Consider the following 13,312-nt stretch of genomic DNA (forward strand, 5'->3'; position numbering starts at 1 on the left):
ATGCCATACATACATTGTTGTTATGGAGGGATAATTATGTGTGGGATTTCAGGCTGGATTGATTACTCGAAAAATCTGGTAGATAATGAATTACTTATAAAGAAGATGACGAGAACGCTTTTACATCGTGGTCCGGATAGTGAGGGGTATTTTGTGAGCAAGCATGCCTTACTAGGACATAAAAGGCTCGCAATTATTGACTTAGTCACAGGTGACCAACCAATGACTAGAGGGAATTTTACGATTGTTTACAATGGAGAAGTTTATAATGCCAATGAAATTCGTGAACAGCTCATTAAACGAGGCTATACATTCCATACCACATCCGATACGGAAGTTATTTTAATTGCGTATTGTGAATGGAAAGAGGGATGTGTGGACTATTTGAATGGGATATATGGTTTTGCTATATGGGATGCAGAGGAGCAATCTTTATTCTTATGTCGTGACCGTTTAGGAGTTAAGCCATTATTTTACTATGAATATGAAGATGGCATATTATTTAGCTCTGAAATTAAAGGAATCTTGGCACACCCTGCAGTAAAGCCGCAAGTCGATATAGAAGGGCTGGCGGCGTTATTTAGTTTAGGACCTTCTCGAATAGTCGGTAATGCCATATTTAAAGGAATTAAAGAAATAAAACCGGCATATGCCATGACTGTTCGTAAAGAGGGCAAAAAGAGCTGGAAATATTGGGATATAGTAAGTAAACAACATGAACATTCAGAGGAAGAAACAATAGATAAAGTACGGGAACTTGTAACGAAGGCAATTGAACGCCAACTAATAAGTGATGTACCTATTAGTACAATGCTTTCGGGAGGGCTAGATTCAAGTATTATAACGGCAGTAGCAGCTGAACAACTTGCTAAAGAAAATAAAACATTATCGACATATTCTGTAGCGTATGAAGAAAATGACCAACACTTTCAGCAGAACTCATTTCAAACATCTCAGGATGAATTTTGGATTGGGAAGATGCAACAAGCATTTCAAACCAATCATAAGCAAGTTACTCTTACCCAGCAAGATTTGGTTGAAAGCTTACAGCATGCCATGATATTGAAAGATATGCCGAGTATGGCCGATATTGATAGTTCGCTTTATTTGTTCTGTAAAGAGATGAAAAATGAACATACGGTAGCTTTATCAGGCGAGTGTGCAGATGAAGTATTTGGTGGGTATCCATGGTTTTATGGTGAAAAATCAGAAAGTCTGTTTCCATGGTTAAGATCAACAAATGAGCGGGAACAGCTATTTAAACCAGAATGGCAAAAACGGCTACAGTTGCCTCAGTTTATGCAAAATACTTATGAAGAAGCAATCAAGAATATGCCTCAATTTATAGGTAGTAAAGAGGAAAAAGAACGCCAGCAATTATTTTATTTAAATAATTTATTCTTTATGCAAACCTTGTTGGAAAGAAATGATCGAATGACAATGGGAGCGAGTATGGAGGTGCGTGTTCCGTTTGCTGATCATACGATTATAGAATACGTATGGAATATTCCATGGGAAATGAAAAACAGTGGTGGCAAAGAAAAGGGGATTTTACGGGAGGCTTTCTCCTCTCTTTTACCGAAAGAAGTAGTGGAGCGTAAAAAAAATCCATACCCAAAAACATATCATCCAAAATATACTGAACTTGTGCATCAACGTTTACAGCAAATTTTGCAACAGAAGGATTCAGTATTATATGAGTTGTTCGAGCATGATCAATTAAAGCGTCTCCTCGCTACAAATGGTCAGTCATTTCAGATTCCATGGTTTGGTCAGTTAATGGCCGGTCCACAATTAATTGCCTACTTAATTCAAGTGCATGATTGGGTAGAACATTACCGAATTGATATTATTTCAACATAAAGAAAGACGTTCTTAATTTAGAACGTCTCAAAGGTTGGGTTTAGTTTACTGATATTCTGGAGATATTCCAAATGGCCATTAGATCATGAATTTGATGTTCTATTTCATGGGTTTGTAAATTTCCAAAACCTAGTAAAAATGTCCGTTTAGAGTATGATTGCTCTGTTAGATAATAGTTGGAAAGAGGCAAAATATTAATATGATGCTGTAAGGCAATTTGTTGAAGCGCCAATTCAGATTGATCATGAAGAAAGGCTATTAATATATTCGTACCTGCTGCATCTCCAGATATAGATATTTGTGGATAATAATTTGAAAAAATCTCAATACATTTATCGTGCTTCTTACGATAAATTTTCCGCATACGATTTAAGTGTTTTGCAAAATGCCCGTCTTCCATAAACTTTGCTAAAATATGCTGTTCAAACCGAGGAACAGTGGAAGAATAGTAATTAAAATGCTCTTGATAGCGTTTAATAAGTGATGGGGGTAATACGAAATAGGCAACGCGTAATGATGGCATAAGGGATTTCGTAAAAGTACTCAAATAAATAACGCGATCGTTTTGATCCATTCCCCGTAATGCCGGAATCGGCTTTCCAATATAACGAAACTCACTATCGTAATCATCCTCAATTATAAAACGATTAGGTGCTTTAGCTGCCCAATTCAATAGCTGAGTGCGCCGGTTGGCAGACAGTACTGCCCCAGTCGGGAATTGGTGAGATGGAGTAACATAAACAACATTTGCGTTCGTTTTCTGCAATTGTTCCACAACAATTCCGTCTGAATCAACGGAAATTGGAATAGCGAGCTGACTTAGTTGATGCCTTGGTATTGGTGAATAGCCTGGATTTTCAAAGGCTAGTAGGAAATCATCGTCTAATATTTTTAAAATCATGGGCAGGAGCTGTTCGGTTCCGGAGCCAATTACGATTTGTTCCGGCTGGCACGCTATCCCCCGGGACTGATGAAGATAGTTTGAAATTTCGATTCGTAATGCCAGCTCACCTTGACGTTCGCCAGTTTGCAGTAAATGTTTGAATGGCTTATCTAGAACATCTTTGGCATATTTTCGCCATGTTGTAAACGGGAATGCATCCTCGTCAATTTTTGCAGAGGAAAAGTCAATTTTATACTCAGTTTGCTGAGCTACATTCTTAAAGTTAACATCCATTACGGAATTTTTACGATAAGGCAATGAATCAATTTCTTCTACAAAATAGCCAATGCGAGATTTTGACATAATATATCCTTCCGCTAACAGTTGAGCATAGGCCAGTTCAACAGTTGTTTGGCTAATATTGAAAAATTCCGCCAGTTCCCGTTTAGAAGGTAGGCGAGTTCCTACAACCAGTTGGTTATTTGTAATCGCATCTTTTATACCGATATATAGCTGTTCGTAGAGTGGAATAGAATGTTCTTTTTTTAGTTGAAAGAAAAGCATATTAAAGTACCTCCTTTTGTGACCTTTAAGAAAAATAAAAATATATTAATTTCAATAATGTCAGAAAAGTATAGCACATCGGCAATTATTTCTGAATGTTTTAGGGAAAACTTGCATTGATGTACTGTTTATAGTACAGTATGGTTAAATTTATAAATGAATTCGATGATAGGAAGTAGTAGCAAGCAAGTTTTTTTTAGAGAGTCAGCGGGTGGTGAAAGCTGATAAAAGCACTTGTGAATCCGTCCTTGAGATGCTTTTTCCGAAAACTAACAAGTAGGTAGAAGCCGGCTTACCAGAGTCGTTAATTGTTAAGAGGAATAGATTTTAGATCTATTCAATTAGGGTGGCAACGCGGGTAGCTCTCGTCCCTTTCATAGGGATTGAGGGCTTTTTTGTATTCACTTTACTAATACATTAATGCGTTAAAGTGCTCGGGATCATCATTCATAAACTTTAGGAGGAAAAATTATGTTAGACATTAAGCGTGTCCGAGACAATTTTGAAGAAGTAAAACGTATGCTTCTTACACGTAACGAAGATTTAGGGAATCTGGACAACTTTGAAAACCTAGATACAAAGCGTCGTGAGCTAATTTCCAAAACAGAAGTATTAAAGGCTGAGCGCAATAAAGTATCTGAGCAAATTTCTGTTATGAAGCGCAACAAGGAAGATGCAACAGAAGTGATTGCTCGTATGCGTGAAGTAGGCGATGAGATTAAAGCTTTAGATGCTGAGTTAAATGGCATTGAAGAAGAGTTTAAAGATATGATGATGCGTTTGCCGAATATCCCGCATGAGTCAGTACCAGTTGGAACAGAAGAGGATGACAATGTAGAGGAATACACTTGGGGCACTGTACCAACATTTGACTTTGAAACAAAGGCACACTGGGATATTGCGAAAGAGCTAGATATCGTGGATTTTGAGCGCGGAGCAAAAGTTACAGGAAGCCGTTTCTTATTTTATAAAGGGTTGGGTGCACGTTTAGAGCGCGCTTTACTAAACTTTATGATGGATCTTCATTCAGATCAACATGGCTATACGGAAATGTTGCCACCGCAAATCGTTAACCGCGATTCATTAACGGGCACAGGTCAATTACCGAAGTTTGAAGAAGATGTATTTAAATTAGTTCGTGAAGAAGATGAGATGGATTATTACCTGATTCCAACTGCTGAAGTGCCGGTAACAAACTACTACCGTGATGAAATTTTATCAGCAGAAATGCTGCCACAAGCATTTTCAGCATACAGCGCTAACTTCCGTTCAGAAGCAGGATCTGCGGGTCGTGATACACGTGGATTGATCCGTCAGCATCAATTCAATAAAGTTGAGTTAGTACGCTTTGTGAAACCGGAAGAATCTTATGAGCAATTGGAAATTTTAACTGGTCATGCTGAAAAGGTATTACAACTTTTAGGTTTGCCATACCGCAAATTAAAAATGTGTACAGCAGATTTAGGTTTCACAGCTGCGAAGAAGTACGATTTAGAAGTATGGATTCCGGCACAAAACATGTACCGCGAAATTTCTTCATGTTCAAACTTTGAAGATTTCCAAGCACGTCGTGCCAATATTCGTTTCCGTCGTGAAGCAGGCGCAAAACCGGAATTCGTTCACACGTTAAACGGTTCAGGTCTAGCAATTGGCCGTACAGTAGCAGCAATTCTGGAAAATTACCAACAAGAAGATGGTTCTGTAGTCGTTCCCGACGTTTTACGTCCATATATGGGTGGCCTAGAAATGATTACGGCGAAATAATTAAATTTTAATTTGAAAGTGTGTTGAATCTAATAAATTCAGCACACTTTTTTCATTTGCAAACAAATATATTATTTAGTAATTAGTTTTACAAAGGCAGAATATTTTGTTATATTCGAGAAAATAGTATACTCAATGCAATGTTCAAAGAATAATAGAGTTTACTGACTCATAACATTATTTTCAGCAGTTACATCAAAATCAATTTTCATAAAACCCTCTATATATACACAGTTATTTTCACTTCAATAATTCCAATATTATCTTGCCTAATACTCTCTTTTTTAATAACACCTCAGTTCCAACAAAAATTATAAAGCCTTAAATGAATCAAGTAATCTCACAGGAGGATGAGTGAACGAATGGAATACATTAAAGTTTCATATGAATATGAAGAGAAAATTGCGATTGTCACGTTAAACCGACCTGAAATGCGCCATGCCTTTAATACGGAGATGGCTAAGGAGCTGCTCAATGTATTTCAGTCTCTGAATGAGCAGCTAGTACGTGTCGTTATTTTAACTTCTTCTACTGTAGATGCCTTTTGTTCAGGCGCAGATTTAAAAGAACGTAAGGGGATGAGCGATTCACAATGGACAGAACAGCATCATTTATTTGAGCAAATGTTTCAGGCTGTAGCCAATTGTAAGCAACCTACAATAGCTGCAATAAACGGCTATGCACTTGCGGGGGGATTTGAGCTCGTCTTAAATACGGATTTAATAATCGCCGGCAGAAACACTAAAGTAGGATTGACTGAGGTTACTCGAGGAATAATGCCTGGCGGAGGGGGTGCGCGATTATTACCAAAACGTGTACCGCTTCATATTGCAAAGGAATGGCTATTTACAGGCCGAATTGTTCCAGTAGAGGAAGCTCAGCAGGCAGGTTTATTTAATGCAGTGGTTGAATCCTCAGATGTGCTGCAAACTGCACTGCAATTGGCCGAAACGATTGCATCTAACGCCCCATTAGGAATTCAAGGAGTAAAGAAAATAGCAGAGATCAGTTCATTAGAAGCATCTGAAGCATTTCGAATCGAAATTGAAACATACAATGAGGTCATTGCTTCAGAGGATCGAATAGAAGGTATCTTAGCCTTTAATGAGAAAAGGAAACCTAATTTTATCGGAAGGTAGGAGGATACTATATGATGCAAACAGAGAATCTCGTATTTCTAGAGGAACTTCGGGAAGCTGTTAGAGCAGTTTGTAAACGTTTTGATGGTGCGTATTGGCGGAAGTTAGATGAAATTGACGGTTATCCGACAGAATTTGTGGAAGCTATTACACAGGCAGGTTTTTTAGGGGCTCTAATACCTGAACAATATGGTGGTTCAGGTTTAGGAATATTGGAAGCGTCAGTGATTTTAGAAGAAATTAACCGCTCAGGCGGGAATGCGGGTGCTTGCCATGCCCAAATGTATACGATGGGTACAATTTTGCGGCATGGTTCGCCGGCACAAAAGGAGAAATATTTACCAAAGATTGCGGATGGTACGCTCCGTTTACAAGCATTTGGCGTGACAGAACCAAATACAGGTACGGATACAACAAATTTAAAAACGTTTGCGAAACGTGATGGCGACCATTATATTGTGAACGGTCAAAAGGTATTCATTTCACGTGCAGAACATTCAGATTTAATGATTTTGTTGGTGCGTACAACCCCAAAAGATCAATGTGTTAAAAAGAGTGATGGATTGTCCGTGCTGATTGTGGATTTAAATGAAGCAGTTGGCAATGGCTTGGAAATCCGTCCCATCAAGACGATGATGAACCATGCAACGACAGAATTATTTATTGATAATTTAAAAGTGCCGGTAGAGAACTTGATTGGCGAAGAAGGAAAAGGGTTCCGTTATATTTTGGACGGGATGAATGCTGAACGAATTTTAATTGCAGCTGAATGTATTGGTGATGGCCGTTGGTTTATTGAACGGGCAACGAATTACGCAAAAGAACGTGTCGTTTTTGATCGTCCGATTGGACAAAACCAAGGGATTCAATTCCCGATTGCACAAGCGCACATCCATATTGAAGCTGCAGATTTGATGCGCATAAAAGCAGCAGAACTTTATGATCAGCAGCAAGTTTGCGGGGCAGAGGCCAACATGGCGAAGTTACTGGCAGCAGATGCATCCTGGGAGGCAGCTAATGTAGCGATTCAAACATACGGAGGCTTTGGCTTTGCAGCAGAGTATGATATTGAGCGTAAATTTAAAGAGACACGATTATATCAAGTAGCCCCAATTTCAACAAATTTAATTTTATCTTACGTAGGAGAACATATTTTAAAACTTCCAAAATCTTATTGAGGTGAACATCATGCACTTTCCAAATAAAGTAGAAATTATTGAAGTAGGTCCTCGCGATGGTCTACAAAATGAAGCACGCTTTGTTCCAACAGAGGAAAAGAAACAACTAATCAAGCAATTATATGAAGCTGGTTTTCAGCGAATCGAAACGGCCTCCTTTGTCCACCCAAAAATAGTGCCGCAAATGGCCGATGCACAGGAAATTACATCATTTTGCAATGAGTTAGGGATGAATTATCTTGCTTTAACACCAAATATGAAAGCGCTGGAGCGTGCAATCGAAGCAGGTGTACCACAGATTGCAGTATTTGTTGGGGCAAGCGAGACATTCAATCAAAAAAATATTAAGCGTTCCATTGAAGAGTCTTTAGCAGAATGTAGCGAAATGTTCCGGCATGCAAAGGCTCAGCAGAAGTTTATCCGAGGCTATGTGTCGATGTGTTTTAGCTGTCCGTATGAAGGGGCTATCTCCTATGAGCAAGTAAAGCGAGTCGTTTCACAATTTGTGAGTGATGGGGCTGATGAAATTTCGATTGGAGATACGAATGGACAGGCAAATCCGCGCATTGTGTATGAGCGATTTAGCGCATTGAGAAGAGACTTTCCGGACACAACGTTCGTGGCTCATTTCCATGATACTAACGGCTTTGCCTATGCCAATATCATGGCCGCATTAAATGCGGGAATCGAAAAGTTTGATAGTTCGATCGCGGGGCTTGGCGGCTGTCCATTTTCGCCTGGAGCAACAGGAAATGTAGCGACAGAGAAGGTGGTAGAGCTGTTTGAAGCAATGGGAATTAAGACAAATATTCAGTCTGAAAAATTGAAGGACGTCGGCGCTTTTGCTAGTAATTTAGTTTAAGGAGGGCTGAATCTGAAACCATTACAAGGCATACGTGTCATCGATATGACTACTAATATTTCAGGGCCAACATTAACAATGATTTTGGCCGATTTAGGGGCAGAAGTAATCAAAATCGAAAAGTTGAGTGGCGATGAAGCCCGTAAAATGGAGCCTAAATTTCAGGAAGATGGCGTTTACTTTTTAAATATTAATAGACAGAAGAAATCCATTACCCTTAATTTAAAGGATAATTCTGATTTCGAAAGATTACTGGATTTGATTAAAACAGCCGACGTTTTTGTTGAAAATTACCGGCTTGGTATAGCGCAGAAATTGGGGATTGATTATAAAGCATTGAAGGAAGTGAATCCTCAACTTGTTTATTGTTCACTGACTGCCTATGGACAACATGGCCCTAAAAAAATGTATCCAGGCTATGATGCCATTATGCAGGCTGAAACAGGCATCATGAGTATTACAGGGAGTGAAGAGTTAGCAAGGGTACCCGTTTCATTAATTGACCAAGGAAGTGCCATGTGGGGGGCACTTGGTATTGTATCTGCCATTTTGCAACGTAGTCATACAAATGAGGGGAGCTTTGTTTCAACATCATTGTATGAAACCGGTGTATTTTGGGCGAACTATCATTTGCTTTCAACCAAATTAACGGGTGAAAATCCTGAAAAATTAGGCTCTAATCATGGCGCATTTGCACCCTATGGAGCGTTTCGAACATCAGATGGGGCAATAATGATTGGTATCTCAAACAATAAATTATTTGAAAAACTATGTGAAGTATTGAATAGGCATGAATGGGTTGAAGATCCTCGTTACTGTACAAATGAAGAGCGCGTCAAAAATCGCTCCTTACTGATGGAACAAATAGAAAAAATAACACAAGCGGAAAAAAGCGATGTACTCATTCAGGCACTTGAAAATGGAGGAGTTCCTGTAGCTCAGGTGAAAACGATGCAAGATGTCCTTATAGACCCGCAGCAAATAGAGAATAAACTTATCATACGTCTGCCACATTTACGTGATAAGGAAATGTATGCAACACGTATTCCTCTAACATTTTCAAACTGTGACTTAACACCAACTGTACCTGCGCCAATGCTAGGGGAGCACAATAAGGAAATTTTAGGGAGGGGCAGCATACATGACAATAAGTGAGCAGTTGGCACAATACATTGTGAATGTTCGTTTTGAGGATATACCAGAGGAGGTTGTACACTTTACGAAATTATGTATAGTCGACTATTATTCATCTTTATTGAAAGGCAAAGAAGCGGATCCGGTTCAAATGATGGAACAAGTGGCATTAATAATTGGTGGAGAAAAACAGGCAACGGCAGTATCAGGATTGAAAACGAGCATAACAAATGCTGCTTTCATCAATGGTGGGGCGAGCCACGTTATTGAACTGGATGATATTCATAAAGCGTCCATTGTACATGCTGCAACCGTCATTATGCCCGCAGCAATTGCCATTGCCGAGTGGCAGAATTTATCAGGAAAACGGTTAATTGAGGCAATTGTTGTAGGCTATGAAGTGGCATTTCGTATAGGAGAAACGGTTACTCCTTCCCATTACTACTATTTCCATAACACAGCGACTTGCGGTACTTTTGGCGCGGCAGCAGCTGTGGCTAAATTATTGGATTTATCAAAAGCACAAATTGTCCAAGCATTTGGTTCAGCCGGTACACAAGCTGCAGGGTTATGGGAATTTATCGAGGATGGTGCAATGAGTAAGCAATTACATCCTGGTAAGGCAGCAATGAATGGCATTTTAAGTGCATTGTTAGCACAGCAAGGTTTCACAGGAGCAACAGCCATTCTTGAGGGACGCAGAGGATTTTTTGAAGCAATGAGCGACGAGTACGATATAACGCGAATGACGGATAAATTAGGGGAGCAATACAAAATTACTGAAAATGCTTTTAAAGTCCATGCATCATGTCGCCATACACATGCCGCAATGGACTTAGCGATTGAACTGTATGAAAAGGTAAAAAATAACGGAATCGACTCTATACAATCAATTGAAGTAGGTGCCTATCAAGTGGCGCTTGATATTACCGATGCTAAGAATCCCCAAACTATTTATGCCGCGAAGTTCAGTATGCAATTTTGTGTCGCTTTAGCATTATTGACTGGTAAAGGCGGTTTTGATGCCTTTAATGCCGATTCTTTGAAGAATCCGTTAATTCGCAGCCTGATGGAAAAGATGGTCGTGTCTGTAGATGAAGACATTCATAGTCAATATCCTCATGAGTGGGGTGCGAAAATTCAAATTCACTGGCTAGATGGCACAAGTGATGTCATGCAAAGCCAATTTCCAAAAGGAGACCCTGAAAATCCATTAACCGAGCAAGATTTCATTGAAAAATTCAATAGTTTAGTACCACTGGAAGAAACCCACAAGGAAAAAATCATAAATCAACTACTACATTTAGAAACTCTCCAAGTTCAGCAGATCATCCGTACAATACATCCTATCAAACACATTTCAATCGTTTAACAGCTGTGCAATTTTCAGATAAATGAAGGGTGAGTGATCAAAAGCCTTTAACTTTGAAAAAAAAGCGTTGGATGAATCAATAAAACGTACCGTTACACGCGCCATAATTATTCCGAACTAAAAAAGAATCATTGAAAGGTGGTGACGGGGGGCTGCTTACCATGCTACCAATTGCAAAGGTCTTTTAAATATAAAACCATACTGGAGGGTACTATGATGTGTAATAAAAAGGTATATGTGCTTGATACAGGGACAATGAAAATGGATAAAAATTATATGATTGCCATGCATAATCCAGCTAGCATTAATAATCCAAATCCACCTGCTGAGTTTGTTGAGTTTCCGGTTTATGCCGTATTGATTGACCATCCAGAAGGAAAAATTTTATTTGATACAGGCTGTAATCCGGACGGAATGGGGAATGACGGGCGTTGGCCAGAGGGAATCCAGCAACTATTCCCTGCATTCCAAAGTGAAGAATGCTATTTAATTAATCGATTAGAACAATTAAAAGTCCGTCCGGAAGATATTAAATATGTTATTGCCTCACATCTGCATTTAGATCATGCAGGATGTCTGGAGTTATTTACAAATGCAGAAATTATCGTTCATGATACAGAGCTGTCGAACGTAATGAAAACATTTGCGATGACAAGAAATATGGGCGCATATATTTGGGGTGATGTCATGGCATGGATTCAAAAGGAACTGCGCTGGCGTACAATTAAGCCTCATGAAAAGGAAGTGCCTCTTGTAGATGGCATTAAAATTATAAACTTTGGTCCGGGTCACGCATATGGCATGTTGGGCTTACACATCGAACTTCCGGGACATGGAAATGTTTTGCTTGCATCTGATGCCTTATACACAGCAGAGAGCTATGGCCCACCAGTAAAGCCACCAGGTATTTTGTATGATTCTGTTGGCTACAATTCTACCGTTGAAAGAATAAGAGAATTTGCAACGCGCAATGATTCTGAAATTTGGTTTGGACATGACTCGAATCAGTTTAAAACGTTCATCAAATCGACGGAAGGTTACTACGAATAATCAATTCTCCACCCTAAGTAGACATACTTAGGGTGTCACTGTCATAACGGAGGGAAGAACATGCAAAAAATAGGATCTGTACTAAATGGAGAGCACCGTATTCAAGAAGAAAAAACAATGGATGTTTTCAATCCTTATAACGGGGAGCGCATTGCCACAATTGCCTGTGCCTCAATTGAAGATGTAAATGAAGCAATCGAGGTAGCACAGCAAACATTTGAAACTACGATGCGTAAAATGCCCGCCCATGAGCGCAGCCGGATTTTACGGAAGGCTTCCATACTGCTAGAGGAACGCAGCGAACAATTCGCAAAAACTATTTCTATAGAAGCTGGAAAACCAATTAATGAAGCACGCGGGGAAGTGACACGGGCAGTTCAAGTACTGCTATTTGCGAGTGAAGAGGCAAAGCGCTTAGCAGGTGATCAAATACCAATGGACAGTGCGATAGGAGGCGAGCACCAAATTGGTATTGCCAAGCGTATACCTTTAGGTGTAATTGCAGCAATTACACCGTTTAATTTCCCATTAAATCTAGCCTTGCATAAAATAGCTCCTGCTATTGCTGTTGGTAATACTGTGGTGTTGAAACCAGCAGAAAAAACGCCGCTGTCCTCTATTTTGCTTTATGAATTACTGCAGGATGCTGGATTACCTACAGGCGCGTTAAATATACTTCAAGGCCCTGGCACAGAATTAGTAGAACCCTTAGTGAAGCATCCTTTAGTGAAAAAGGTAACCTTTACAGGGAGCGGGAAAGTAGGCTGGCATATCCAAGAACTAGCAGGGAAAAAGCCGGTAACTCTAGAGTTAGGTTCAAATGCACCGAATATTATTTTTGCAGATGCAAATTTAGAGTACGCTGCCTCCACTATTACAATGGCAGGTTTTACATTTGCCGGCCAGGCGTGTGTTTCTGCACAGCGTATTTATGTAGAGCAAGCCGTGTATGAGGAGTTTGCTCAATTACTACAGCAAAAAGTTGAAGCGCTTATTATTGGAGACCCTGCGGAAGAACAAACACAGTTAGGTCCAATGATTACGGAAGAAGCAGCAATTCGCGCAGCAAGCTGGATAGAAGAAGCGGTATCGCAAGGGGCAACAATTCGTACTGGAGGAAAAAGAGACGGGACTGTACTGGAACCAACGATTTTGGAAAATGTAACAAACTCGATGCAAGTTGTTTGTATGGAAGTATTTGCTCCAATGGTTGCATTAATACCGTTTACTGAAGAGAAGGAAGTATTGGTCGCTGCTAATGATTCAGAGTATGGCTTACAAGCGGGTGTGTTTACTTCTGATATTAACCGTGCATTGAAGTTTGCTGAGGAGTTGGAGATGGGGGGCGTATGGATTAATGAATCTTCCGTACGACGTTTTGATCATATGCCATATGGAGGGATAAAAGAGAGCGGTATAGGCAAAGAAGGAATTCGCTATGCAATTGAAGGGATGTCCGATTTGAAATTTATTGGAATTAAGCTTATTTAAGGAGGACCTCAT

The 13,312-nt window shown here is 39.6% G+C and carries 10 protein-coding genes and 1 other annotated feature; of the genes, 9 read left to right on the forward strand and 1 reads right to left on the reverse strand.

Features of this window, described 5'->3' with window-relative positions:
- Positions 1-36 precede the first annotated feature (36 nt).
- Positions 37-1,863 carry an asparagine synthase (glutamine-hydrolyzing) gene (gene asnB, locus MHH95_RS04440; RefSeq protein ID WP_340726570.1) on the forward strand — a complete coding sequence of 609 codons (1,827 nt, stop codon included), beginning with the start codon at positions 37-39 and terminating at the stop codon, positions 1,861-1,863.
- A 40-nt stretch (positions 1,864-1,903) separates the two neighbouring features.
- On the opposite strand, the gene pdxR is transcribed toward asnB, so the two are convergent.
- Positions 1,904-3,310 (reverse strand): MocR-like pyridoxine biosynthesis transcription factor PdxR, encoded by a 1,407-nt coding sequence (gene pdxR, locus MHH95_RS04445; protein ID WP_340726571.1) that lies wholly within the window; start codon positions 3,308-3,310, stop codon positions 1,904-1,906.
- Positions 3,311-3,466: 156 nt separating this feature from the next.
- Positions 3,467-3,686 (forward strand) — a binding site (T-box leader).
- A gap of 95 nt (positions 3,687-3,781) precedes the next feature.
- Between pdxR and serS the strand changes: the two genes are divergently transcribed.
- The 8 genes from serS (at position 3,782) to MHH95_RS04485 (ending at position 13,300) form a co-directional block, all read left to right on the forward strand.
- Positions 3,782-5,074 carry a serine--tRNA ligase gene (gene serS, locus MHH95_RS04450; protein WP_340726572.1) on the forward strand — a complete coding sequence of 431 codons (1,293 nt, stop codon included), beginning with the start codon at positions 3,782-3,784 and terminating at the stop codon, positions 5,072-5,074.
- Positions 5,075-5,436: 362 nt separating this feature from the next.
- A complete protein-coding gene (locus tag MHH95_RS04455; RefSeq protein WP_340726573.1) occupies positions 5,437-6,213 on the forward strand; it encodes an enoyl-CoA hydratase/isomerase family protein in 777 nt (258 codons plus the stop codon).
- An 11-nt stretch (positions 6,214-6,224) separates the two neighbouring features.
- Entirely contained in the window at positions 6,225-7,391 is a 1,167-nt protein-coding gene (locus MHH95_RS04460; RefSeq protein ID WP_340726574.1) for an acyl-CoA dehydrogenase family protein, read from the forward strand.
- 10 nt (positions 7,392-7,401) lie between these two features.
- Positions 7,402-8,253, forward strand: a complete 852-nt coding sequence (locus MHH95_RS04465; protein WP_340726575.1) for a hydroxymethylglutaryl-CoA lyase — start codon at positions 7,402-7,404, stop codon at positions 8,251-8,253.
- 30 nt (positions 8,254-8,283) lie between these two features.
- Positions 8,284-9,408 carry a CaiB/BaiF CoA transferase family protein gene (locus MHH95_RS04470; RefSeq protein ID WP_340727304.1) on the forward strand — a complete coding sequence of 375 codons (1,125 nt, stop codon included), beginning with the start codon at positions 8,284-8,286 and terminating at the stop codon, positions 9,406-9,408.
- Positions 9,395-10,759 (forward strand): MmgE/PrpD family protein, encoded by a 1,365-nt coding sequence (locus MHH95_RS04475; protein WP_340726576.1) that lies wholly within the window; start codon positions 9,395-9,397, stop codon positions 10,757-10,759. The genes MHH95_RS04470 and MHH95_RS04475 overlap by 14 nt, the downstream gene beginning before the upstream one ends.
- 216 nt (positions 10,760-10,975) lie before the next feature.
- Positions 10,976-11,809: an AhlS family quorum-quenching N-acyl homoserine lactonase gene (gene ahlS / locus MHH95_RS04480; RefSeq protein WP_340726577.1), complete on the forward strand. Its 834-nt coding sequence runs from the start codon at positions 10,976-10,978 to the stop codon at positions 11,807-11,809.
- A gap of 60 nt (positions 11,810-11,869) precedes the next feature.
- The gene (locus MHH95_RS04485; protein ID WP_340726578.1) at positions 11,870-13,300 is read left to right on the forward strand and encodes an aldehyde dehydrogenase family protein; all 1,431 of its coding nucleotides are present in this window, start codon (positions 11,870-11,872) and stop codon (positions 13,298-13,300) included.
- The last annotated feature ends 12 nt before the right edge of the window (positions 13,301-13,312 follow it).

Source organism: Solibacillus sp. FSL K6-4121, assembly GCF_038002585.1.
In the GTDB taxonomy this organism is placed as follows: Bacteria; Bacillota; Bacilli; order Bacillales_A; family Planococcaceae; genus Solibacillus; species Solibacillus faecavium.